General features: G+C 53.3%; 23 protein-coding genes. 8 read left to right on the forward strand and 15 right to left on the reverse strand.

Features of this window, described 5'->3' with window-relative positions; genetic code table 11:
• Positions 1-85 precede the first annotated feature (85 nt).
• From HV213_RS20510 to HV213_RS20520, 3 genes are all read left to right on the forward strand, one after another.
• Positions 86-1,174, forward strand: a complete 1,089-nt coding sequence (locus HV213_RS20510; protein ID WP_181483096.1) for an oxidoreductase — start codon at positions 86-88, stop codon at positions 1,172-1,174.
• A gap of 186 nt (positions 1,175-1,360) precedes the next feature.
• Entirely contained in the window at positions 1,361-1,654 is a 294-nt protein-coding gene (locus tag HV213_RS20515; protein ID WP_181483097.1) for a type II toxin-antitoxin system RelE family toxin, read from the forward strand.
• On the forward strand, positions 1,635-2,039 hold the full coding sequence (locus tag HV213_RS20520; protein ID WP_181483098.1) for a helix-turn-helix domain-containing protein: 405 nt from the start codon (positions 1,635-1,637) through the stop codon (positions 2,037-2,039). Before HV213_RS20515 ends, HV213_RS20520 begins: the two co-directional genes overlap by 20 nt.
• Positions 2,040-2,114: 75 nt before the next feature.
• Here HV213_RS20520 and HV213_RS20525 read toward each other — a convergent pair whose 3' ends face one another.
• The 4 genes from HV213_RS20525 to HV213_RS20540 are packed head-to-tail and all read right to left on the reverse strand — an operon-like array spanning position 2,115 to position 5,090.
• Positions 2,115-2,990 (reverse strand): DUF2608 domain-containing protein, encoded by an 876-nt coding sequence (locus HV213_RS20525; RefSeq protein WP_181483099.1) that lies wholly within the window; start codon positions 2,988-2,990, stop codon positions 2,115-2,117.
• 36 nt (positions 2,991-3,026) lie between these two features.
• Positions 3,027-3,752 (reverse strand): oligogalacturonate-specific porin KdgM family protein, encoded by a 726-nt coding sequence (locus HV213_RS20530; protein ID WP_181483100.1) that lies wholly within the window; start codon positions 3,750-3,752, stop codon positions 3,027-3,029.
• Between the two features lie 13 nt (positions 3,753-3,765).
• Positions 3,766-4,899, reverse strand: a complete 1,134-nt coding sequence (gene add, locus HV213_RS20535) for an adenosine deaminase (RefSeq protein ID WP_181483101.1) — start codon at positions 4,897-4,899, stop codon at positions 3,766-3,768.
• A gap of 23 nt (positions 4,900-4,922) precedes the next feature.
• Positions 4,923-5,090: a XapX domain-containing protein gene (locus HV213_RS20540; RefSeq protein ID WP_181483102.1), complete on the reverse strand. Its 168-nt coding sequence runs from the start codon at positions 5,088-5,090 to the stop codon at positions 4,923-4,925.
• A gap of 306 nt (positions 5,091-5,396) precedes the next feature.
• Here HV213_RS20540 and HV213_RS20545 point away from each other — a divergent pair, with 306 nt between their 5' ends.
• Complete coding sequence (locus HV213_RS20545; RefSeq protein ID WP_181483103.1) at positions 5,397-6,161, forward strand: GntR family transcriptional regulator; 765 nt, start codon at positions 5,397-5,399, stop codon at positions 6,159-6,161.
• A gap of 50 nt (positions 6,162-6,211) precedes the next feature.
• On the opposite strand, the gene HV213_RS20550 is transcribed toward HV213_RS20545, so the two are convergent.
• Genes HV213_RS20550 through HV213_RS20565 form a run of 4 tightly spaced genes read right to left on the reverse strand, consistent with a single transcriptional unit; the run spans position 6,212 to position 10,380 of the window.
• The gene (locus HV213_RS20550; RefSeq protein WP_181483104.1) at positions 6,212-7,345 is read right to left on the reverse strand and encodes an esterase-like activity of phytase family protein; all 1,134 of its coding nucleotides are present in this window, start codon (positions 7,343-7,345) and stop codon (positions 6,212-6,214) included.
• 3 nt (positions 7,346-7,348) lie between these two features.
• Positions 7,349-8,275 (reverse strand): carbohydrate kinase family protein, encoded by a 927-nt coding sequence (locus HV213_RS20555; RefSeq protein WP_228288560.1) that lies wholly within the window; start codon positions 8,273-8,275, stop codon positions 7,349-7,351.
• Positions 8,272-9,264 (reverse strand): SIS domain-containing protein, encoded by a 993-nt coding sequence (locus tag HV213_RS20560; protein ID WP_181483105.1) that lies wholly within the window; start codon positions 9,262-9,264, stop codon positions 8,272-8,274. Before HV213_RS20560 ends, HV213_RS20555 begins: the two co-directional genes overlap by 4 nt.
• 36 nt (positions 9,265-9,300) lie before the next feature.
• Complete coding sequence (locus HV213_RS20565) at positions 9,301-10,380, reverse strand: ADP-ribosylglycohydrolase family protein (protein WP_181483106.1); 1,080 nt, start codon at positions 10,378-10,380, stop codon at positions 9,301-9,303.
• Between the two features lie 353 nt (positions 10,381-10,733).
• Here HV213_RS20565 and HV213_RS20570 point away from each other — a divergent pair, with 353 nt between their 5' ends.
• A complete protein-coding gene (locus tag HV213_RS20570) occupies positions 10,734-12,071 on the forward strand; it encodes an MFS transporter (RefSeq protein ID WP_181483107.1) in 1,338 nt (445 codons plus the stop codon).
• A gap of 216 nt (positions 12,072-12,287) precedes the next feature.
• Here the strand turns inward: HV213_RS20570 and HV213_RS20575 are convergent, their stop codons facing one another.
• From HV213_RS20575 to entC, 7 genes are all read right to left on the reverse strand, one after another.
• Positions 12,288-12,485 (reverse strand): YbdD/YjiX family protein, encoded by a 198-nt coding sequence (locus HV213_RS20575; protein ID WP_004130340.1) that lies wholly within the window; start codon positions 12,483-12,485, stop codon positions 12,288-12,290.
• 51 nt (positions 12,486-12,536) lie between these two features.
• Positions 12,537-14,642: a pyruvate/proton symporter CstA gene (cstA, locus tag HV213_RS20580; protein WP_181486467.1), complete on the reverse strand. Its 2,106-nt coding sequence runs from the start codon at positions 14,640-14,642 to the stop codon at positions 12,537-12,539.
• Between the two features lie 301 nt (positions 14,643-14,943).
• The gene (gene entH, locus HV213_RS20585) at positions 14,944-15,357 is read right to left on the reverse strand and encodes a proofreading thioesterase EntH (protein ID WP_142466582.1); all 414 of its coding nucleotides are present in this window, start codon (positions 15,355-15,357) and stop codon (positions 14,944-14,946) included.
• Entirely contained in the window at positions 15,358-16,113 is a 756-nt protein-coding gene (gene entA, locus HV213_RS20590) for a 2,3-dihydro-2,3-dihydroxybenzoate dehydrogenase EntA (protein ID WP_181483108.1), read from the reverse strand.
• Positions 16,113-16,964: an enterobactin biosynthesis bifunctional isochorismatase/aryl carrier protein EntB gene (gene entB / locus HV213_RS20595; protein WP_181483109.1), complete on the reverse strand. Its 852-nt coding sequence runs from the start codon at positions 16,962-16,964 to the stop codon at positions 16,113-16,115. The genes entA and entB overlap by 1 nt, the downstream gene beginning before the upstream one ends.
• A gap of 13 nt (positions 16,965-16,977) precedes the next feature.
• On the reverse strand, positions 16,978-18,585 hold the full coding sequence (gene entE, locus HV213_RS20600; protein WP_181486468.1) for a (2,3-dihydroxybenzoyl)adenylate synthase EntE: 1,608 nt from the start codon (positions 18,583-18,585) through the stop codon (positions 16,978-16,980).
• Between the two features lie 9 nt (positions 18,586-18,594).
• Positions 18,595-19,770 carry an isochorismate synthase EntC gene (gene entC / locus HV213_RS20605; RefSeq protein ID WP_181483110.1) on the reverse strand — a complete coding sequence of 392 codons (1,176 nt, stop codon included), beginning with the start codon at positions 19,768-19,770 and terminating at the stop codon, positions 18,595-18,597.
• Positions 19,771-19,959: 189 nt separating this feature from the next.
• Between entC and fepB the strand changes: the two genes are divergently transcribed.
• The 3 genes from fepB (at position 19,960) to HV213_RS20620 (ending at position 24,821) form a co-directional block, all read left to right on the forward strand.
• On the forward strand, positions 19,960-20,919 hold the full coding sequence (gene fepB, locus HV213_RS20610; RefSeq protein WP_181483111.1) for a Fe2+-enterobactin ABC transporter substrate-binding protein: 960 nt from the start codon (positions 19,960-19,962) through the stop codon (positions 20,917-20,919).
• A gap of 240 nt (positions 20,920-21,159) precedes the next feature.
• Positions 21,160-23,289, forward strand: a complete 2,130-nt coding sequence (locus HV213_RS20615) for a glycoside hydrolase family 18 protein (protein ID WP_181483112.1) — start codon at positions 21,160-21,162, stop codon at positions 23,287-23,289.
• A gap of 509 nt (positions 23,290-23,798) precedes the next feature.
• Positions 23,799-24,821 carry an IS110 family RNA-guided transposase gene (locus tag HV213_RS20620; protein WP_181482372.1) on the forward strand — a complete coding sequence of 341 codons (1,023 nt, stop codon included), beginning with the start codon at positions 23,799-23,801 and terminating at the stop codon, positions 24,819-24,821.
• The last annotated feature ends 419 nt before the right edge of the window (positions 24,822-25,240 follow it).

Genomic DNA, 25,240 nt, shown 5'->3' on the forward strand with positions numbered 1-25,240 from the left:
GGCATAAGATAAAGCGAAATAATATTAGCCATCCGGATGTCCAGACATAACATCAGGTTAGCGAAACACAACAAGGACAGCATTTATGAGTCACAGCGATATCCGCGTGGTCCCCGGCCCCGCCAACTACTACTCCCATCCCGGCAGCCTGGCCCGACTGCATGATTTTTACAGCGAAGAGCAGCTTTCACGGGCGGTATGGGTTTACGGCGAGCGGGCTATCGCTGGCGCGCAGGATTTCCTGCCGGAAGCGTTTAACGCTCCTGGAGCCAAAAGAATCTTATTTAAAGGTCATTGCAGCGAAAGCGACGTCAGCGAACTGGCCCGTGAGTCTGGTGACGATCGGTCGGTGGTGATTGGCGTCGGCGGCGGTGCGCTGCTGGATACCGCGAAAGCGCTGGCCCGCCGCCTCGGCTTGCCGGTGGTGGCGATCCCCACCATCGCCGCCACCTGCGCAGCGTGGACGCCGCTGTCGGTGTGGTACAACGATGCCGGTCAGGCGCTGCAGTTTGAAATCTTCGACGACGCCAACTTCCTCGTGCTGGTGGAGCCACAGATTATCCTCAACGCACCGGCGGAATATCTGCTGGCGGGTATCGGCGATACGCTGGCGAAGTGGTATGAAGCGGTGGTACTGGCCCCGCAGCCGGAGACGCTGCCGCTCACCGTGCGCCTGGGCATCAACGGCGCGCTGGCGATCCGCGATGTGCTGCTGGAAAGCAGCGAAACCGCGCTGGCCGACCAGCAGCGCGGCGAGCTGACTCAGGCTTTCCGCGATGTGGTAGACGCGGTTATCGCCGGCGGCGGTATGGTCGGCGGATTAGGCGAGCGCTACACTCGCGTCGCCGCCGCCCATGCGGTGCACAATGGCCTGACGGTGCTGCCGCAGACCGAGAAATATCTGCATGGGACCAAAGTCGCCTACGGCATTCTGGTACAGAGCGCCCTGCTTGGTCAGGAGGATGTGCTGGCGCAACTGGTGCAGGCGTATCAGCGCTTTAATCTGCCGACCACGCTGGCGGCGCTGGAGGTCGATATCAATAATCGCGAAGAGCTGGATAAAGTTATCGCTCATACCCTGCGCCCGGTGGAGTCCATCCATTTCCTGCCGGTTGAGCTGAACGCCGAAACCCTGCGCGCGGCGTTCGAAAAAGTCGAACGCTTCGCCGGTTAATTCCCCCGTTATATTCGCCTCTGCCACCCGGCGGAGGCGCTTTCGAGTCGTCCCGCAAAGCCGATGCTTCTGTCTTCGTAAGATGATGACTCTGCGCTATCGTACCCTCATAAGAAATTCAGAACTTATCTAATAAACTTATTATTTTCTTATATTCAATCAAGGTGTACAGTGGAGGTACATAGCATGATCATCTGGTCAAAAGTTGCAAAAAAGGAACTGGCAAACATCGATTATCGCTATCAGGAGCGAATCAAAAGCAGGTTAGCTGATTTAGGTGACCGCTCAGGTCCGCGGCCCGATGTCAGAAAGTTGACTATACCAGTGAATCACTACCGCCTTCGGGTGGGGGATTATCGGGTCATCTTCACACGTCAGGGGCTGACGCTTAGAGGCCTGTTTATCGTGTCCGTAAAGCGCAGAACCTCAACGACCTATTTGCATGAGGAGAATATGCCATATGGCTGTTCAGATAATTAAGGATGATGAAGGGAAAGCGCAGTACGCCGTGATCCCCTACGACGAATACTTCCATATGTGCTTGCAGCTAGCCGAACTGGATGATGAAACGGAAGCGGATCTAGAAGATATTCCTGTCGAACACGATATCTATGACGACGTGATGCTGCCAGGTAACGTCTGCGACATCATGGATAAAGAGAAAGTCAGCCTGCAGGCTGCCTGGCGTATCCTGCGTGGCCTGTCACAGCAGGAAGTAGCCGATAAGCTCGGCGTGAGCCAGTCTGCGGTTTCCCAGCTGGAAGCTATCGACTCCCGCCCGCAAAAGCGCACCCGCGAAAAGCTGGCGGCAATATACGGCTGCACGCAGGAACAAATCAGCCTGTATCTGCCGAAAGAGGGTTAATTGCAGCAGGTCGTATTCCGGCGTGAAGATTAACGGCTCAAGCTTGGGCCGTTAATCTCATTCATAGCAGAGAAACTATTTCTTGTCTGAACTACAGCTCTGCACCCGCTCCGGGAAAATAGTCTGCAAAGTACTGGAGAGCTTAGTCCATTCGCTGCTCATCTGCTGCGCCTGTTCAGCAGTTAACACTGCGCCCTGTTTCTTAATCAGGTCTGATTCTACTTTGGTGTAATGCACCAGAACGGAATCGACGTTTTTATATTTGTCGCTCGCCAGCATATTCTTCATGGCGTTGATATTGGCAATACCATCGTCGACAAAGACAACGGACTGATATTGACGCTGAGTTTTATCGAGCAAGAAATCCAGAATCACGCCTTTATACTGTCCGGATGACAGCATGATGCCGTTGCCATAAATATAAGAGCGTTTTAGTCGGCCCTCATACAGAGGTGCATCGGTTTCATTGAGCGGTTTAAGCGGTGAAACGCTAAAATTGATACCGTTCTTTTTCAGCTCACGCTCGGTAGCATAACGAGTATCCGGGGCGCGAGAGGTTAGCGCGAAAACGCTGTGCTTTTCTTGCCAGGATTTCATCTGCGCCGCTAACCCAGGATCAGTCAACGTCATGGTGCCGATATTATAAAGCAGCGCAATGGAATCTTCATATAAGCAAGAAACTTTCTGTTCAGCGCTGGGTTTCAGTGGCAACTTATTCGTTTGCCATTGATACCAGATATCGCCACCCACTTCGAGTTGGCTGGTCAGGACCGTATTATCGATATCAAAGACCAGTAAGACATTTTCTGGCTGATAGCGAGAGTCTTTCTCTTGAATAATCTTACCGACGGTTTCATAGGAATCAGATTCAATCGTCGTGACTTCTGCCAGAGAAAAAGGAATATAGCTTAATAAAGATAAAGCAATAGCATACCTGTAGACTTTAATCATAACAGTCCCTTATTTAGTAATATTTAATTTTTCAGCTTAGAATGTATATGTCAAACCCATACGATAACGACCCTGGCGCTCATCGGTGGTTTTGTCGGTACCGCGATAATCAGCAATACTGACGTAAGGTACCCATGAACCAAACTTATAACCGACTTTAAATGACGCGGTATAGTTTTCGTTACCGTTATCCCAGGTAATATAGCCATTGTTATAATAAACAAGGTTCAACTGGTACTGGAAATTGCTATTATCGGGGCGATAATCAACCCAAAGATCGTAACGGCGGTTATTGCGGTCATCGTTACCATAGCCTTTTGATTTGCTGGTAGCTTTATCCATGTCATAACGGAAACGACCGGAAACGCGCCATTCTTTGCTGAAATTATATCCAGCAGATAAACCATACTCGTAGGTGGTCCAGTATTCGGTAGAATCCAACCAGAACATCGGTTCCAGCCAGAAGTTTTTATCATCCAGCGGCTTAAATCGATAAACAATAGAAAGGCCGGAACCGTTGTTATTAAACTGTGACGGATCCCATTTATCTTTATTGCCTTCCTGAGTATTGTAACGCAACTCACCCATTAACCCGATACCATTACTAAAGAAGGTTCCGAATTCAACGCGATCGGCATGGGTTCTTTTCTTATCTAAATATTCGTGACGATAATCGATGAAACCATGCGGTTGTTCAGCATAAACGCTGTGCGCCGCCAGGCCGGTCAATACTAATGCTGTAACTGGAATTATCCTTTTCATTATCTACCCCTTATCATAATTGTCTGGTCGAAGTAAGTTGTTTGTATCGTGTAGCAAACCTGGCGCGGAGCGCTGGCGAATGAGCGGCTTCTCTGCCTTTAGCAAAAAAGGCCACATCATCCTCCGTCACCACTGAGCACACTTTATCTAAAAGCGTTTTCTGTATATCCTCAGTCACAAAAGCGGCTTCAATCGCCATCATCGAAATATCAATCAGTTCTGCACGCTGAAAACCAAATGCGTTCATGGCAAATTGATATTCTTTTGATATATCCGTAGAACAAATACCGGCATCGTCCGTATTAAGATTTATTCTCACGCCGCTATCATAAAGCGCTCTGACGGGATGAGTGCTATTCCCCTGTCGGATATCATTAATCAGCAAATGATTACTGGTTAATGAGACTTCGAGTAATATCTCTTTCTCAACAAGCTCCGCGATAAGCTCCGGACACTCGATAGCGCGAATACCGTGACCAATACGCGAAGCCCCAGCGGCCAGCGCCTTTTTTACACTTTGTGCACCGCAGATTTCCCCGGCATGTAAAGAGCCGCGCAAACCTTGCTGATAGAGCCTGTTAAGAGAAGGAACATAATCACTAAAACGATGTATTCCTTCATGCCCGGCGACATTGACACCAACAATATAAGGGTCAGGGTGGTTCAGAAAAAGATCCACAACCGCAGCCGCTCGTTCTACTCCATCATGTCTGATAAGAACAGCATGCAGGCGGGTGACCGTACCATATTGTTCCTCAGCGTCTTTTATTGCCCGTGCCACCTCACGCAAACAGGCAAGATAATTGCTCTCACCATCGCCGTCGCCAACCTTCATCATATGGTCCGGTGAAATAAGCAACTCACAATAGATCATCCCCGCTTGCGCATTGCGTGAGATGAAATCCGTCGCCAGCAGATAATAATCCTGCGGAACCTGAATTAATGATGAGATAAAGTCATAAATATTAATAAAATGACCGAAGTCTGACTTATCCCAGACATACTCATAATCTCCGGGGATGGCACACTGTTTTATATAATCATTTAATAAAGCAATTCCATTCTTTCGCGACAGGTGGACCGCTAAATTAGCCGTCACCGATCCTTCCAAATGTTCATGCAAAATAACCTTTGGTATTAATAACACTGATATCATCCTTAAATACTACATCATCCAATATATTGCATAATAACGTGATAACCTTTACTACCAAGATAGACACCAACAATACCGATAATTCCCGGCAGCACTGGCGGCGCAGGTATTGGCAGTTTAAAAATGCTAAATATAAGACCTGTGACAATACCGACCAAAAGCGCAATAAACACTTCAGACATACAAAACCCTTGTGTAAAAATAAAGAACCACCGTCCTTAATAAAGGAAAGAAATCCTATGCGTTCAGTTAATCATCTCTACCAGGATTGTTCATTATAAAAAGTATACAATGAAAAATTGGTAGATACCACTACATCGACAGCGTAAGTCGTGACAAAGTTCACATTCAGGAATAAAAGCAAAAAGTACTTATAATACAGTTCATTGACGCTAGTCACTTTTCCATGCTCGGGCTTCAATTGCATCAAAAACCAAAAACCACTACAGTTAATGCATTATTGGTACCAACCACGGAACGAAAAGCATATGTCAGTTTTGTCTTCCCCATCGAGCAATGATTCACAGTCACTAAAATATCTGGATCTGTTCACCATCATTAAAGAAAAAATCGATAACTATGAATGGCCAGAAAATGAAACCATTCCCACCGAACGCGAGTTAGCGGAGCGCTATCAAACCAGTCGTACCACCGTGCGCAAAGCTATCGAACATTTACGCCAAAAAGGGTATCTACATAGCGAACACGGTCGCGGGACATTCGTTCTTCCTGAACTCAGCCGTCGTTCCCAGCGCCAGCTGCATGGATTCACTGATGATATCCTCGCGCGTAAAGGCACGCCGAAGCAGCAGATCCTCGAATTCGGTTTCGTTGCGGTGAATGAACCTATCCGCAATGCGTTGCAACTCTCCAGCCATACCCGGGTTTTGCGTATTAAGAGAGTTCGTTTCGACAATACCACTCCGATGGGCATTCAAACGACCTATCTTCCTATCGATGAAAACAACGCGTTTACCGAGGAAGAGCTACTGGAATTTGGCTCTCTGTATAAGCTCCTCGCCGAGAAAATGGGGCTTGAACTGCTCGAAGCTTATGAAACCATTAGCGCTCGCCAGCCCTCTTCTGCCGAAGCCTCGCTGCTGGAACTCTCCGTTCACGATGTCATTCTGACCTGCACCAGAGTCACGCTATCCATCAATAGAAAGCCGATGGAATATGTCGAAATGATCTATCCAGCCAGCCGCTACTCTTACGAAATCAAAATCACCAAAGACAGTTTTAACCGTAAATAAACCGTCCCCCCTGAGAAATTAGTTGTATTCCCGGGGGGGGGATACTTCGGCTACTTCAGAATATCGTTTACATCCTGGAACAGATAAAACTTAGTGTTCTGATGCGGCTGAAAATTATTATCGGAAACAAATATCAACGTCTTTTTGCCATCAATCAGCGGACCGAAGGTGACACCTTCAATACAATCCGGCGCATTCGTCACATCGGAGAAATCAATCAGTAACTTTTTCACCGCCGGTTGAATAATGCTCCGCTTCTCAACCTGCGCCAGCGATTTAATCTCTTTGATATCCGAGCTTGCCGTCGTGTCAGCCAGCCACACTTTGACGGAGAAATCCCAGTCGTTAAACCCTTCTGATGCATTGCGCCCGGAACGCTCAACCACCAGCAGTTTATTTTCATTAAGTGCTAAAACTTCCGACACGCCGTTATCGTTGATACCAAATTTTGAAATATGTGAAACAGGGTCAACGTTGTAGTGAAAGGATTTTTCCAGCTCGGGCTTCTTATCGCCGCCGTTGTAGCGGAACTTTAAAATCCGCGCCGGGCTTGAGTTCATTGGCGAGGCCAGCGGGCCATCTTGTTTTAACGCCCCTTCTGCCGCGACGAACAGATATTGGTTATCCGGGGTAAACGAAAGTCCTTCCCAGGAAATACCGCTGCGGAACCCTTCCGGGTCCTCTTTTTTACTATCAACCGAATACCCCTCGGGGAAGATAGCACTCAGGTCTTCAACGAATTTGCCGGTTAGCGTGCTTTTACGCAGCGGACTTCCGGCTTCAGAAGTCCAGAGCAGCTGATTTTCTGGCGTAATGACCATCCCTTCCGCATCAACAAACCCTTTTTTAAACGCTTCGCCACCCGCATCAAGAAGATCGTACTGCTGCTCAACGACAACATCCTTAATACCCGCGGCGGAGAGATCGACTTTCAGTTTATAGAAACGCGGCTTACCTTCCGTCGGGGTATTTCGGCTGTCAGAAATCGCATAAAAACGCTGCTCGCCTTCATGCCAGCGAATAGCAGACAACCCGCCAAAGGGCACATTCTTCCAGGCAAACGACGTCGGTATTGTATATTCGCCAAGAAATTTAAGATCGGACTCATTGGCAATGGAGTGCGTTGAAAAACCCAGTAATATTGAAAGTGTGGCACCGGATAATAAAATATTTTTAATATTCAAAACCTACTCCTTTCCTTTTTCGGATGAAATAAATTGGCTAATTTCTTCAATGCTGGCCAAATGTCCCCTGGCACCTATCTGCATAATATTCAGCGCGGCGGCAGCGCTGGCAAACTCAATCGCTGGCGCTAATTTATAGTTATTAGCATAAGTGTAAATAAAGGAGGCGTTAAAAGTATCGCCTGCACCGGTGGTATCAACAACAGGGATTTTAAAGCCCGGATGGCGCGCTTCTTCCTGCTCGGTTACGGCAATCACCCCTGCTGCGCCACAGGTCACCACCAGCGTCGACAGCGAGTATTTCCGGCGTAGTGCATGCAGCACAGGCCATTCAGGGTCGCAATTACAACTGGCGGTAAAACCGTCCTGGTTGAAAATAGCAATATCAGCGAGACTTAATATTTTCGCCAGCTGCTCTTTATCGCTGGCAATGTGTGGCTCAATGTCGACCGCCACCAGGGTATTATGCGCATGAGCATATTGTGCCTGAATCGCATATTTATCGAGATCGCCCGGCATGGTGTACATAATTTTACTTTCAGCAATCGCGGTAAACGCCGTCTGCTGATCCCATTCGCAATTATCCCCCGGAGCATAGATTAATGACTTCTCTCCGCTCTCATCGAGAATAATTATCGCCATATTGGGGTCCTGGCCTGGGTTGATTTTGATATAGCGGGTATCAACACCGTGACGATTAAAGTCATCGACAATCAACTGACCATAGCGATCGTCGCCAGCGCTGGATAATGAAACCACCTTCAGCCCCAGCGTTGACATCATGCACGCGCTATTCGCTACAGTGCCGCCCACATTTTCGGATATTTTTTTGCCAACGACTTTGTCATCATTTCCCGGCAGCCTGGGCACCCGAAAAACCAAATCAATGTTGCCACTTCCGACCGCAACGACATCATATTTTTTCATCATTTCATATCCTCGAATGTAACGCGCTCTCCACCCATTGCGACATAACGCTCCGCCAGTGTTAAAGAGAGTTGGAAAAGCAGCAGCATATTTCGCTGTAAATAATCATGTGCCCTGAAATGCTCAGGAGGCGCAAAGCAATATGACAATGCCCCCTGGCGAGTCAAACGCTGCTGAATAGAGGCGCACAGTAGCTGGTCTTCCTCTTTTTCGGGAAACATGACCACAAGGTGCTGCTGGTTGGCCTGGTTAAGCCTTAGTGCATGGCAATACTCTTCAATCGGCAAAAAATGGGCCTCGATCTGCGGCCCGCAGGCCATCAGATTTGATGCCAGATACGCCATCCCCCAGGTCATTCCATTACCCAGAAAAACCACCCGCCGGGAGAAAAATGCCTCAGCGTGAGTACCCAGCCATGCCTGCCACTGTGCGTTTTCCCAATCCTGAGACAAATGTGGGATATCCACATTTGTCATCTCTGACGCCACCGTTTTCGCCTGAAGAATCCGCTCAGCCAGCCGCATGAGTAAAAACAACGTTGCTGAGCTGCTTTGGGTCGGCATCCCTTTTTTACATGCCTGAGTAAACAGCATTCGCGACGATAATTGAGCAAACGGACTTCCCGGCGAGTTGGTCATCCCTACCACCCTGGCTTTCGTCGTGAGCGCATGAGCAAACGCATCGAGAACCTGGGAAGGTCTGCCGCTGGCGCTAATAACGACAACCAGCGAACCGGCGCTGAAGCGATCCGTCGCTAAACCCAGAAACGTAAACGACTGTACGGCACGACACTGAATCGCCCCACAACGATTCAGATATGCCTCCACCATCAACGCAATAGCATACGAATCACCAGATCCCACGAGGTACAGCTGCTCCAATGAGGCAAAATCAATATCCGCTAATGCCTCCAGGCCATTGGGCTGAAGCTGCATCGCAGATAGCAGACCGGAGATCCCGGCAATTTCTTGCCGGGTGCAGGATAATGGCATGATGACCTTCTCTTCCCTATCCGCTCTCATTTTCCGTTAACCTTTCAGCGATTCCGCAGCCAACTTCGTCAGGCCAGTGGCAATCTCCGGCAGATTAAAGTCGCGACTGTTTACGGAGTTGAAAAACGCATACTGCTCTTTCGGCAAAGCATCGAATCCCTTCCAGGCACCCGCAATTGCCCCGGCCATCGTAGCAATGCTGTCCGTATCGTTACCGACATTACTTGCGGCGACAATGGTCTCCCACGGACGCCCTTCACAGAAGGCCAGCAGGCCAATAGCCGCTGGGATAGACTCATGCGCGGCCACGGAGTTACCGATATAGCCTTCAATCTCATACAGACATTTTTCCAGTGAATCCGCTTCGCGGGCGATTTTTACCGCCAGTCGGGTGCGCATTTCAATGGAAGGACCGGCGACGCAGCGCGCATGTTTTTTCGCCAGCGATTCACCGTAACGCGCGCCTTCCAGGCTGGCATCAATAATCTCATCCAGCGTGGTATCAACCACCATCGCCTGAGAAGTCGCGCCCGCAATCGCACAGGCGCTGGCAATGGCGATATTGGTATCATGCGAGGGGATGCAGGTCAGCAGAGCAAGGTCACAGGCTTTAGTGAGCTGACCCGGATAGATCAATCCAGCGGGGGCCACGCGCATTCCCGCGCCGTTAGTGGTGCCAACATTTGGTGCCTGACGGGTCGAGGTGCCAATACGCCCGATAGTATTGGTCGGATATCCTTCACGTAGCGCTTTGACGACCTGTTCTGTGGTTGGCCCTTTGTACATCGCGTAAGGCATCATATCAGCCCAGCGCAGCAGTGCGGCTTTCCAGTCATCATTGGTAAATTGCCCGTAGCCCGCAGCAATCAACGCTTCCGCTAAAACATACATCTGACTTGAGTCATCGGTGATTAAACCCGCTACACCCTTTAGTGAACCGGCGAAGGTATCCAGTGGCGGCTCGACAAACTTGTCTAACCAACCGCCCCATTTCTGTTTAATCTCATCGATACTATACAATTCCGTCGCCGCACCGAGCGCATCGCCCATCCCCGCACACGCCAGCGCCCCTAAAATCTTGTTGTAAACCACCGAATCACATCCAACTGAAGCCATATAAATATCCTTAATAGTCATAGAGGTAAGAGCCCGATCCGGCTAACTGACCGGTTACTGATTTTGCGCTAGCAGAATCAGGCTCTCATTCATCAATATCGAACCCAAAACGAAAATTGGTAGATACCAATAGAACCAACAATTCTAAGCAATAAGAATGAAAAGTGCGTAATTCTGTGACAAAGTTCAAAATAAATTTCAATATAATTAATTAAATCAATATATTAACAAAATAACCCCTCAATCTCTCAAAAGACATTTATTTTGATTGTGGTAGATACCAATTTGGTGATATTACTTTTAGTGAACTGCGGCGACGCCTCAAAAATTCTCGTATCAGGACATGTGAGACTATGAAACTTTCAATCGGGGAAAAGATTGGCTTTGGTGCTGGTGATATGGCTATTGCTATCGTAATGATGTCGATGGCGATGATTATCACCTATTTCTATACGGACGTTTACGGCCTGACCCCTGGCGATTTGGGGATTCTGCTGATTGGCGTACGCTTTATTGATGCGGTAATCGACCCGCTGATTGGCATGATGACCGACAAAACAGAGAGTCGCTGGGGAAGATACCGTCCCTATCTGCTGTTTTTCTCGATACCGTTTGGGATAACCATCTGGATGATGTTCACCACGCCAGATTTCGACTATACCGGCAAGCTCATCTGGGCCTGGGGCTCCTACATTGCGCTGACGCTAACCTATACGTTTATCTCAATCCCTTACGTTTCATTAATCGGCGTGATTACCGACGATCCTAAAGAGCGCCTGAGCGCGAACAGCTATCGCTTTGTGATGACCAAAATCGCCATGTTTTTAGTCACCATTATCGTACCGATGGCGGCGCTGTACTTTGGCAAAAACAACCTGGCCAGCGGCTACCAGTTGGCAATGGGCTCCATGGGGATTGTGTCGACGCTGCTGTGTATTTGCTGCTTCTTCACGGTAAAAGAGCGCATTACGCATAAAACCGAGCACATCCACTTTCCGACTCAGTTCAAGAATCTGATGAAGAACGACCAGTGGTTGATCCTCGGCGTATCGATAGCGTTAATCATGTTTGGCGGCATCGTGCGTAACTCGGTCGCGGCTTACTACGCCAAGTACTATCTGCACGGCGGCAACGAGTTGATCTCTCCGTTCCTCACCACCGGCGTTGTGGCGTCCGTCATGGCGATGCTGCTGGCCGGGACCATTACCCGCTACTACGACAAAATCAAAATGTTCCGTTATACCCAGTTGCTGACCTTCGTCGCCGGGGTTGCCATGTACTTCGTCGTTGGCGAGCAGAACATTTATCTGGCATTTGTTTTCTTTTTCATCATTACGCTATTGGGTGACATGCAGCTGCCGGTGTACTGGGCCTCTATCGCAGAAGCGGTGGACTATGGCGAAGTGAAAACCGGCACCCGCGTTTCCGGGCTGGCGTTTGGCGGGATCCTCTTCTTCCAGAAGTTGGGAATGGGGCTGGCGGGCGGATTTATCGGCTTTTCGCTGAGTTTTTTCGGCTATCAGGCAGACATCGAGCAGTCGCCGTCATCATTGCTGGGCATCACGTTGATGATGACGCTGATCCCGTCCGTATTTAACCTGATCGTCGGTCTGTTTATGAAGAAATACGTAATTAACGATAAGTATTACGAAGGCATTAAACAGAAGCTGGCGCAGGATGAGTCGGCGTAAAAAAGAAAAGGTGAGACTGATGACAAACCAGGTTTAAAGATTGTGCTCGCGTTTCTGCCGGGCGGCGGCTGACGCCTTGCCCGGCCTACAAAACCCACAATATCAATAAATTGTGCATTTTTCGTAGGCCCGGTAAGGCGCTAGCCGCCACCGGGCAATTCCAAAGAGGTGCACTTTGTCAGCAATCTGAGGCTTCAGAATCTGAAGCCCTTTTTATTAACAGCACTTCGCCCCACCTTTGCCGCCGTAGCGTGCGTCCTGGCGCTCGCGGAAAAACTCTTCGTAAGTCATCGGCGTCTGCTCGGGGTGAGTGGCGCGAATATGCTCGACGTAGTTGTCGTAATCCGGGACGCCGATCATCATTTTCGCCGCCTGACCTAAATATTTCCCTGCTTTCGAAAGGGTATCGAACATATTTACCTCTAACCATTGCCCCTTTCCCATTCAGGAAAGGGGCTAACTCTATTAATGCGCGCGCTTGGCCTGAGTCACCAGGCTCTCAGCATTAGCAGGCATCGCTTCGTACGGTGTCTCTTTCGCCGTCGGTTTGTCCTCTTTCAGCGCCGCCATGGCGGTTTTAATTGAGAACAGCGCCAGCACCACCACAACCACCATAAAGAAGATGGTCAAACCAGCGTCCAGACGGTTGTTAAACACCAGCTGTGCCAGCTGCGATTCGGTGTACTGCGGTGGGATATTGCCACTGTCGATCATCGCCTGGAACTTGTTGGCAATCGCCAGGAAACCGACTTTAGTATCGGTGCTGAACGACTTCTGCCAGCCTGCGGTCAGGGTGCAAATCAGCAGCCAGGAGGTCGGCAGCAGCGCCACCCACGCATAGCGCTGGCGTTTCATCTTAAACAGTACCACCGCGCAGAGCATCAGCGCCATCCCTGCCAGCATCTGGTTGGCGATACCAAACAGCGGCCACAGGGTGTTGATGCCGCCAAGCGGGTCGACAACGCCCTGATGCAGGAAGTAACCCCACGCCAGCACGCACAGCCCCGTCGCCAGCAGGTTAGCCGGAAGCGAGCTGGTTTTCTTCAGCCCCGGGCTTATCACTCCCAGCAGATCCTGGAGCATAAAGCGCGCTGCACGCGTCCCGGCGTCCACCGCCGTGAGGATAAACAGCGCCTCAAACAAAATCGCGAAGTGATACCAGAAGGAGACGTCCATCAGCCCACCCAGCGAGCCGTGCAGGATGTAGGCCATCCCCACCGCTAGCGTCGGCGCGCCGCCCGCACGGGAGATAATCGACTGCTCGCCCACTTCTTTAGCTATCTGGCTGAGGGTATCAGGCGTGATGGTAAAGCCCCAACTGCTCACCACCTGCGCCGCTGACGCCACCACATCGGTGACGCCTGCCGGAGCCAGCACTGCCATCGGGCTGTTCATGGCGAAGTAGACGCCCGGGTCGATAATACAGGCTGCCACTAGCGCCATAATCGCCACGAAGGACTCCATCAGCATGCCGCCGTAGCCAATGAAGCAGGCCTGACCTTCGTTGGCCAGCATTTTCGGCGTGGTGCCGGAGGCGATCAGGGCATGGAAGCCGGAGACCGCGCCGCAGGCGATAGTGATAAACAGGAACGGGAACATACTGCCGCTCCAGACCGGACCGGTGCCATCAATAAACTTGGTCAGCGCGGGCATCGTCAGGGTTGGGCGCATAATCAGGATACCGATCGCCAGACCGACGATGGTGCCGATTTTCAGGAAAGTGGAGAGGTAGTCGCGCGGTGCCAGCAGCAGCCACACCGGCAGGACGGCGGCGATAAAGCCATAGCCCACCAGAATCCAGGTCAGCTGTACGCCGGTATAATCAAACCACGGTGCCCAGGTTGGGCTTTCCGCCACCCAACCGCCAGAGATAATGGCGAATACCAGCATCACCAGGCCAATCACCGACACTTCGCCAATGCGTCCGGGGCGCAGATAGCGAATGTAGATCCCCATGAAAATCGCCAGCGGGATGGTGAAGGCCACGGTGTAAGTCCCCCACGGGCTGTGGGTCAGCGCTTTCACCACGATCATTGCCAGCACCGCGAGGATAATCACCATGATCATAAAGCAGGCCACCAGCGCCAGTACCCCGGCGGTTGGCCCCATCTCCTCTTTGACCAGCTCGCCAAGCGAACGCCCGTCGCGTCGGGTAGAGACGAACAGCACCATAAAGTCCTGTACCGCCCCGGCCAGCACCACGCCCGCCAGGAGCCAGATCATCCCCGGCAGGTAGCCCATTTGCGCCGCCAGCACCGGTCCGACCAGCGGGCCTGCTCCGGCAATCGCCGCAAAATGGTGACCGAACAGCACTTTCTTATCGGTCGGGACATAGTCGAGACCGTCGTTGTGACGCACCGCTGGCGTCATCCGCGTCGGGTCGACCGCCAGCACGTTTTTTGCGATATACAGGCCATAGAAACGATAGGCGATCAGATACACGCAGACTGCCGCGACGACAATCCATAGCGCGTTGATCTGTTCACCCCGGTTTAACGCGATATAACCAAGGGCAAAGGCTCCGATAACGGAGAGCAGTGTCCAGATAAGGTATTTCCCTGAATTATTCATCATTGTGTTCCACAGGTAGGGTAATCAGGATGTTACAATTTGTTTCTAGAACACAATATGGATTTTAACAACTTAGAAACGATGCAGATGTCGCCTTTCGGCAAGGATTTATCTCACATTGCTAGCGAGATCACTTCTGGCAGGAAAATGAATGAAAATGGAGATCGATATTCTGTAGCTGCACCGCGATGTGTTTCCCGGAGGCGGCGCGTTGCGCCTGTCCGGGCTACCCTACCGCAGACGGTTGCAAACCCGTAGCCCGGCTAAGGCGTTCACGCCGCAAGCCGGGAACCGGCGTCCCTCAGCCGAGGACCGCCGTGCCCAGACGGCAGGTGCAGCAGCGCCGTCCACGTTCGTCGAACACTGCAATTTCCCAGCTCTGGCCCTGGCGTCCCAGGTGCAGCGGGCGGCACTCGCCGCGCACTTTGCCGCTGGAAACCGCCCGGTGATGGGTGGCGTTGAGCTCGGTCCCCACCACGCACTGGCCCTCTTCGGTCATCAACCACCCGGCCATTGAGCCGAGGGTTTCCGCCAGCGCCGCCGATGCGCCTCCGTGTAACAAGCCAAAAGGCTGATGAGTACGGCCGTCGACCGGCATTTCAGCCTCCAGCACACCCTCCTCAATCCGGGTATAGACGATACCCAGATGCGCCACCATCGTATTCGCGCTGGTCGCGTTAAGCTCATCCAGCGTTAGCTGACGTTTCCAGGCCATTTATGCCCCCAGCGTTGAGCCACCGTCCACCACGATATCCTGCAGCGTGATGTGGCTGGCGTGACCAGAAGCAAGGAACAGAATCGTATTGGCAATTTCCTGCGGACGGGCGATTTTCCCTAGCGGAATGCCCAGCTTAAACTGCTCGCCGAAACCGCGAATACGCTGCTGTTCAGCGTCGTCGCTGACCCACAGCGTCCGCTGCATATCGGTATCGGTCGATCCAGGAGAAACCAGATTACAGCGCACGCCGCTGCCCGCCAGCTCCAGACCGACGGTCAACGCCAGGCTCTTCAGCGCCGCTTTCGAAGCGCCGTAAGCGCTCATGCCGATACGCGGGGTATGTGCGGCGTCGGAAGCCACGGTGACAATCGCTCCGCCCTTCTGGCGGCGAAACTGCGCCATCGTCTGCTGGAACAGGTTAAACGCCCCGCCGACGTTGACGGCAAAGGTCTGCTGCCAGTCTTCCAGACTCAGCGTATCGGTCGCCCCCATGCGCAAAATTCCGGCGGCATTGACCAGCACATCCAGTCGCTCGATATTATCCAGCAAGCGACCGCAGACCTGCGCCACCTGCTGCGCATCGGCAACGTTCAGCGTCTCGGTGGCGAAAGGATAATTGTCGCCTTCAAACGCCAGGTCAAAACCGGTCACCGTCGCGCCAGCCTCAACAAACGCCAGCGCGGTCGCATAGCCGATGCCTTTGCCCGCACCGGTTACCCACACGTTCTGTCCGTGAAAATCTAATCCAGCCATTATTTCACCTCGCGGGAAAGCAGCGCCCACCAGGCATCAATGGTCGGATTTTTCGCCAGCACCACGAAATCGATATCGCCGTGCACTTTACGCCAGCGGGCGGCGAGCGCCATCATGCGCACCGAATCCAGACCGTAGTCGATCAGGTTTTCATCATCCATTGGCTCGTCGGATTCGTCCAGCAGCGGCAGCACCAGCGCGCGCAGCGCGGCTTTCGACGCCGGTAGCGGCAGCAGCTCTTCGGTCATCACCACCCGACCGGAGCGGCCCGCGACGTATTTCAGCGCCATCAGGTGCTCTTCACGGCTGAAATCAGCCAGCGCATCGGCAACGAAGAACGGCTTAATATCGCGCATAAACGCGTCGGTCGCCGTCGTCATACAGCCGATATGGGCGTAAACACCGGTGATGATCAGCTGGTCACGACCGGCTTCTTTCAGCATATCTTCCAGCGGCGAACGATGGAATGCGCTGTAGCGCCACTTCACCAGTACGGTGTCGTTGTCGTCCGGCGCAAGCGTAGCGATCACCTGCTGCTGTTCCGGCGAGCGGGTCAGGCCCGGCCCCCACATATCGTTCAGCAGTGCGCGGTCCTCATCGCTCTGCTCTTTTGGTTGCGCGGTGTAAAACACCGGAATGTTATTCTGTTTGCAGAAATCGCGCAGGGCAGCGATGTTGGCCACCACTTTCTCCATCATTGCGCTGTTTTCGCCCCAAAAATTGAGGAAGTACTCCTGCATATCGTGGATTAACAGTGCGGCACGTGACGGCTCAAATGCCCAGTTCACTTTGTTCGCCGGGATATCGCTGGCTTCCGGCAGCGCGTAAGCCTGTAATTTAGGAATTGCCATTCTGTCTTCTCCTTCAGCCCAGCTTGCGTTCAGCCAGCCACTGACGTAATTGTTTTTTATCGACTTTGCCCACCGGCGTCAGCGGCAGCGCGTCAACGCACTCCACGCGGTCCGGAAGTTTAAATTCAGCGACCCCTTGTTCACGCAGGAAGCGGCGAACCGCCACCGCGCGCAGAGGTTCTTTGACCACCAGATATGCACAGCTTTTTTCGCCCAGCAGGCTGTCTTCCATGCTGACCAGCGCAACGTGGATCACCGCTGGGTGGCGCAGCAGCAGGTTTTCGATCTCTTCCGCCGCAATCTTTTCACCGCCGCGGTTGATCTGATCTTTTTCCCGGCCCTGCACGGTGATGTAGCCATCCTCGTCAACTGAAATCAGATCGCCCGAGCAGTAGAAACCGTCGGCATCAAACGCTTCGGCGTTGTGCTGCGGGCTTTTGTAGTAGCCGCGGAAGGTATAGGGTCCACGGGTCATCAGACGCCCCACTTCACCGCGCGGCAGCGGATTACCCTCGGCATCGGCCACCCACACTTCATCATCCGGACACATAGGGCAGCCCTGGGTGTTGATAATGCGCTCTGTACTGTCGTTGAGGCGGGTGTAGTTCACCAGCCCTTCAGCCATGCCGAAGACCTGCTGAAGCTGGCAGCCAATTTCCGCCGGAATACGGGCGGCGAGCGTCGCGGACAGGCGCGCTCCGCCAACCTGTAAAAGCTGCAGCGATTGCAGTTGGGCATTGCTGCCGGAGTCATGGATCTCCTGTAGCCACAAGCTCACCGCAGGCGGCACCAGCGAGGTCAGGTTGATTTGGTGTTTTTCAATCAGCGGGAAACACAGCGTGGCGCTCGGATCATGCGCCAGCACCACCACGCCACCAGCAAGGAACACACCTAATGAACCCGGAGAACTCATCGCATAGTTGTGGGCGGCGGGAAGCGCATTCAGATAGCGCGTTTCGGCGCTCACGCCGCACAGTTCATTGCTGCGGCGAATGCTGTAGTCATAGTCGTTATGCGTGCGCGGGATCAGCTTCGGCGTGCCGGTACTGCCGCCGGAAAGCTGGAAAAACGCCACTTCATCGGCAGGCGTCGGATTCGCCACGAAATGATCGGCAGGCTGCTCAATGGCCGCCGTCAGGCTCTGCTCGCCGTTATCGTTCAGCAGCAGCGCCACGCGTACCGACGGATGCTGCTCAACAAAAGCGTTAAGAAAAACATCATCAGCAAACAGCGCATGTTCGCGGTCGGCAATCAGCAGCGCGGGTTCAATCTGGGTGGCATAGGCATTCAGCTCGCTACGTTGATGGCTGAACAACGCGTTAACCGGCGCAACGCCAATACGCAGTAGCGCAAACAGAGTGATATAAAATTCCGCAACGTTACCCAGCTGTACCAGAGCCGTTTCGCCGCGCTTCAGGCCCTGACGTTGTAGCGAGAAGCCAAGGTTATCCACCAGACGGTTGAATTCGCGATAGCTGTACTGTTTGTCGCCTTCGATAATCGCGATGGCGTCGTTTTCCGCATGACGAGTAATCAGATTGGTGAGCGGCAGATCCTGCCAGTAACCTTTTTGCCGATAGCGGGCCGCAAAATCTTCCGGCCAGCGATTAAATTCGATCATCATAGTCCCTTATTGCAAGCCGAATACGTTCAGCATGGTAGTCAATTTGACGCCGGTTTCGCGCCACTCGCCCAGCGGCGAAGAGGCCGGGACGATGCCTGCGCCAGCAAACAGGCGCAGCGTGTGCTGATGCAGACGGGCGCAGCGAATCGTCACCACCCACTCGCCGTTACCTTCGTCATCACACCAGCCGACAATGCCGCCAAACAGCTGGCGGTCAAACGGCTCCAGTTCGTTAATCAGGCGTTTCGCCACCTGATGCGGGAAACCGCTCAGCGCTGGCGTCGGATGCAGCAGGCAGGCCAGCGACATGGCGTTTTCTTTTGCCAGCGCGGTGCCCTGAATCTGCGTCGCCAGATGCCACAGGGTTGGCGTAGTGGTCAGTTGCGGGAAGTCCGGCAGAGAGAGTTCGCTGCTGCGCGGCGTTAATACGGCTTTCATCGCCTGAGTCACCAGGTCGTGCTCATGGCGGTCTTTTGCCGACGCCAGCAGCTTATGCCCCGCTTCGCGATCCAGCACATCGTCCGGCTGACGGCGGGCCGAACCGGCCAGCGGCACCGAGCTAAAACGCGCCCCTTCTTTACGCAGCAGCAGTTCCGGGCTGGCGCCCAGCAGCACGCCGCCGTCTGATAACGGCACGTGGAAGTTAAAGCTGGCCGGGTTCTGGGCGATCAGGCGCTCAAGCAGCGCCCCGCTATCAACCCGTTCACGGGTGGTGATATCAATCAGGCGTGACAGGACAACTTTGTCCACTTCCGGTGTCGCGGTCAGGGCCGCTGCGCGCTCAACCATCGCCATAAAAGTGTCCTGCTCGGGGATTTCCCGACGCTGCACCACGTCCATTGGCGTCTGGCTTGATGCATAACGCGCGGACTGCTGTTTTTCGGTACGAGAAAAATCTTCCCAGCGCTCGGGGATGAACAGCTCGGACGGCTCGTTGGTATCAAACGGGATAGCGCCAACCATCACCGGCTTTGCAATCCCCGCAGCACGCGCCTCTTTAAACGCAGCCGTCATCTTGCTCTGGAACTCACCGGCCAGATTGTCGCCATCGGCGGCGGGATGCGAAAAGCGGCTAAAGCAGCCAGACGTTCTGAAACTGCGGTACGGCGACATAAAGAAGAAGCTTTCCGGCGGCAGGGTCATTTTTTTCTCCCGAACATCCTCAGCCAAAGACGTTTCCATATCATCCTCCAAAAAAACGATAAAGATATTACGAATAATTATCATTTATATTTTGGTTGGCTAACCTAAAAGGTATTGCTCTACATGTCAACCGTACAGATAGCATGTTGTGCTACTTAGACTTGCATCCACGCGGCGCAAAGCTGAAAATGAGAAGCATTTATCACAACTTAATCAGGATGCGAATACGTGAATTTCTCCACCTTTTGCCGCCGTACTCTCCTTGCCAGCGGTCTGGCGATTTTAGGAATTAGCTCAGCGCTGGCGGCAGACTGGCCGCGCCAGATTACCGACAGCCGCGGAACGCATACGCTGGAAAGCCAGCCGCTGCGCATTGTCTCCACCAGCGTGACGCTAACCGGCTCACTACTGGCAATTGACGCGCCGGTGGTCGCCAGCGGGGCCACCACGCCCAATAACCGCGTCGCCGATAGTCAGGGTTTTCTGCGTCAGTGGAGCGATGTGGCGAAAGAACGCAAATTGTCGCGACTTTATATTGGCGAGCCGAGCGCCGAAGCCGTTGCAGCCCAGATGCCGGACCTGATACTGATTAGCGCCACCGGCGGCGATTCGGCGATGACGCTCTACGATCAGCTTTCCACCATCGCCCCGACGCTCATCATTAACTACGATGATAAAAGCTGGCAGGCGCTGCTGACCCAACTGGGGAATATCACCGGCCATGAAAAACAGGCCGCCGGGAGAATTGCTGAATTTGATAAACAGCTGGCGGCGCTAAAAGAAAAGATGAAGCTACCGCCGCAGCCGGTCACCGCGCTGGTCTACACCGCAGCGGCTCATAGCGCCAATATCTGGACCAAAGAATCCGCTCAGGGACAGATGCTTGAACAGTTGGGATTTGACATTGCCACCCTGCCCGCCGGTTTACATGCCAGCCAGAGCCAGGGAAAACGCCATGATATTGTGCAGTTGGGTGGGGAGAATTTAGCCGCCGGGCTTAACGGCAAGAGCCTGTTCCTGTTCGCCGGTGACCAAAAAGACGCCGATGCGATTTACGCCAACCCGCTGCTGTCGCACCTGCCTGCGGTCGAAGGAAAACGCGTTTATCCGCTAGGGACCGAAACCTTCCGCCTTGATTACTACAGCGCCCTGCTGGTGCTGCAACGGTTATCAACGCTCTTTGGTTAACATCATCGTCCCGGCGCATGCCGTCGGGATATCATCAGGCATCATTTCCAACATCATCTCTTTGTTATAAAAACATTTTCTTATTTACATCCAGCCCAAACACCTCATTGCCATCACTCTTTCCTCAGCCGAAATATCATCGTTTTTTGTGTTGTTTTGTGATTAGCCACGGCCGCTGCGTTGCCCGATTATCTGCTCCACACCACTCACGGTGAGCATTCACAGCAAAAGGAAATTAACGTGGCAACCAGCAAACTGATTAAAGGCGATACCCTTACTGAAACCAGCAATGCAGCTGATGGTTTTAACCCGGCAACAGAAGTCAGCGCATACAGCTATACTTCTGCCCGCGTCACCAAACCGGTTTATAACCAATACAAATCCTCTACCACTAAACCAAAGGTATTCGGTTACTACACCGACTGGTCCCAGTACGATGGCCGCCTGCAGGGTGGTGATTCAAAAGATAACCGTGGTCGCGGTTACGATCTGACCAATGTATCCCCTACCGCTTACGACAAAATCATTGTCGGTTTCGTCGGCGTGACAGGCTTCCATAAAGTGGATGGCGCATGGCGTGACGTGGTTGCTGAAGGCGCAGAGCTGTGCGGTAAAGTGCAGTACGAGCCGACTTTCCTCGACCCGTGGGGCGATTTCCAGTCCTACGTTAACGTCGGCCACGATGTCAGCGGTTGGGACGTCGATCCGAAAACCGTCACTCAGTCGAACACCAAAGGCCTGCTTGGCGGCCTGCGTGACCTGCAGGCAAAAGCTAAACAGCAGAACCACGATCTGGTGCTGTCCATGAGCATCGGCGGCTGGACCATGAGTAACGGTTTCCACGAAACCGCTGCTTCTGACGCTGCGCGTAAAGTCTTCGCCAAAGGCGTGGTGAAACTGTTCAAACAGTTCCCGATGTTCAGCGAAGTGGATATCGACTGGGAATACCCGAACCATGAAGGCGCGGGTAACCCGTGCGGTCCGGAAGATGGTGAAAACTATGCCCTGCTGATTGGCGAGCTGCGTAAGCAGCTGGATTCCGCAGGCCTGAGCAACGTCAAAATTTCCATCGCCAGCTCCGCTGTGGTTAAAACGTTCGACTACTCCAACGTGAAAGCGCTGCTGAACGCCGGTCTGTACGGCATCAACCTGATGACCTATGACTTCTTCGGCACTCCGTGGGCTGAGACCGTTGCGCACCACACTAACCTGAAAGCGCTGGAAGAAGGCGGCTGGGCAGTGAACACCATTGTTGATCACCTGTTGTCCGAAGGCTTCCCGGCTGACCGTATCAACGTTGGTTATGCAGGCTACACTCGTAACGGCCGCAACGCCGAACTGGAATCCCTGTCTCCGCTGAAAGGCACCTATGATGCAGGCACCGGTACCACCGTGGGTACTTTCGAATCCGGCACGACCGAATGGTATGACGTGATTTATAACTACCTGGATCTGGAAAACCAGAAAGGCCGTAACGGTTTTAACGTTTACACCGACAAGGTTGCCGACGCTGACTACCTGTACAATCCAGAAACCAAACTGTTTATGTCTCTGGACACCCCGCGTTCAGTGAAAGCCAAAGGCGAATACGTAGCGAGCCTGGGTCTGGGCGCTATGTTCACCTGGACTATCGATCAGGACAACGGCGTGCTGGTTAACGCCGCGCGTGAAGGTCTGGGCTACGAGATCTCTTCTCAAGTCGTTGATATGGCGCCGTTCTACTTTGAAGGTATCAACGTTGAACCGACTGATGAAGAAGAGCAAGAAGAGCAGGAACAGGATCAAGATGAAGAGCAGATTGAACCGTCAGTAAACCATGCGCCAAAAGCGGCTATTGAGCTGATGGTAGTTGGCGGCTCCCGCGTTCGTCTTTCCGGCGAAAAATCGTCTGATGAAGATCAAGACGACCTGACCTACAGCTGGGGCGTGCCTGCGGCTATCGATCTGGCGGACAAAACCACTGCGACCATCGAGTTCAATGTTCCGGAAGTGACCGTGGATACCGAATTCACCTTCACCCTGTTCGTTCGCGATACCTGGGGCGAGCCGTCAACACAGCAGCGCTTTGTGCTCTCCGTTGTCGCCGCTGCTTCCCAGCAGGACGAAGACCAGTCCGAAGAGGATTACGATGATGAGTCAGAAGAAGAGTTGGATGACGAGTCTCAGCAGGAAGAGGATGTGGTACCGGCTGACGAAACCGCACCTAACCCATGGTGGGATGCCAATACCGTCTACGGTGCAAACTGGGGTTCTTTCGAAACCGTAAGCTGGAAAGGCCATAACTACCAGGTGAAATGGTGGTCTCAGGGCAACCAGCCGGACGAGAACTGCGGCCAGGGCGGCATGTGGACCGACCTCGGTGCGTACTGAGCGTTAACCCTCACTGACGAGTGATAACAAGCCCCGGAGCAATCCGGGGCTTGTTACTAATATTGTGCTCGCATTTCTGCCGGGCGGCGGCTAGCGCCTTGCACGGCCTACAAATACTATTGATGGTTTTCCCGGTGGCGCTTCGCTGACCGGGCTACGGGTTCACAGCCGTCTGCGGTCCGGTAGCCCGGGTAAGGCGTTTACGCCGCGACCCGGGGTTTGCAGGGTGCGGGTTTGGTAGCCCGGACAGGCGCAACGCGCCACCTCCGGGAAATGAGCCTAATCTGATACATCGGCGCTGTTTCTTCCCGGCTCGTGCTGCGCTTAGCCGGGCTACGGGTTCACCGCCGTCTGCAGGTTGGTAGCCCGGGTAAGGCGTTTACGTCGCGACCCGGGGTTTGCGGGGTGCGGGTTTGGTAGCCCGATGTGATGGACACCTCCCACCTTACGGCATCAGAACGTGCCAGACTGGAAGTGTTACCTGCAGTCCACAGGAGGAGGTGTCCACCATGAATATTAAACGTATCGGTCTTGACCTGGCAAAAAATGTCTTTCAGATCCATGCTGTGGATCACCATGAACATGTCGTCGTACGGAAATCTCTCCGCCGCGCCCACATGCACGCTTATTTCTCTCAGCTGGCTCCCTGCACCGTCGGGATTGAAGCCTGCGCGTCATCCCACTACTGGGCCCGCGAACTCACCCGCATGGGACATACCGTGCACATTATTCCCCCGAAGTTTGTTAAGCCCTACCTCAGGGGCAACAAGAATGATGCCAACGATGCCGAAGCCATCTGTGAAGCCATCAGCCGCCCCGCCATGCGCTTCGTCGCGGTTAAGACAGAGCGCCAGCAGACTCTTCAGGCTGAGCATCGCGTGCGGGCCAGAGTGATAAAAAGCCGCACGGCGCTGTGCAACGAGATACGGGGCTTTCTGGGCGAATTCGGCGTGGTGCTGCCGGTCGGCATCAGCCAGTTGCGTAAGGCGCTGCCGGAGATACTGTCACAGCAGGAGCAGTGGGATGACCGGTTTATGCGCCTGCTGTGCGAGCTGGCCGAAGAGCTGCGGATGCTGGATGACCGGGTGGCGGGGCATGACCGGCGGCTCGCAGAGGCGGCGCGGGAAGATATCTGCATCCAGCGGCTGATGAAAATAGAAGGTATCGGCGTGATAACCGCCAGCGCGATGGTGGCGTTGTTGGGTGACGCGACGCAGTTTAAGAACGGTCGGGAGATGGCGGCTTATGTGGGGCTGGTTCCCCGGCAGCACTCAAGCGGCGGTAAGCAGCAGCTGGGGCATATCAGCAAGCGGGGTGACAGCTACCTGCGTACGCTGGTCATCCACGGGGCACGGTCAGTTCTGAAGACATGTGCAGGCAAAGAAGACCGGCGGAGCCAGTGGCTGCAGTCGGTGGCGGAAAGACGGAACCGGAATATCGCGACGGTGGCGCTGGCGAACAAGAATGTGCGGATAGCGTGGGCGGTGATGAGTCGCGGAGAAGATTACCATGGCTCACGGGTCGCCGGTTAACCGACGCCCCGTGAGCCATGCAGTAAAAAGAGCAGTAACCCTGTCGTGAGATTGCGAAGCGATTTAGCGTGATGAGTAACCGGTAAGACCAGCACCTGAGAAATCCGGCCTGTCCGAAGGCTCCCTGCGAAGCAAAGCCGATAGCCCGAAAGGAAGCAGGTGCGCAGAACACATCATGGCCCGGGTACGACGGTACCGAAAGAGAGGCCGGATATACGAACGCAACTTACCCTGGTGACTCACACAAAAAATAGCTTGCATCACGGGAGGTGTCCATATACGGACAGGCGCAACGCGCCGCCTCCGGGAAATGAGCCTGATCTGATGCATCGGCGCTGTTTCTTCCCGGCTCGCGCTGCGCTTAGCCGGGCTACGATTTCACCGCCGTCTTCAGGTTGGTAGCCCGGGTAAGGCGTTTA

Origin of the sequence: Klebsiella sp. RHBSTW-00484 (genome assembly GCF_013705725.1) — a bacterium.
GTDB lineage: Bacteria > Pseudomonadota > Gammaproteobacteria > Enterobacterales > Enterobacteriaceae > Klebsiella.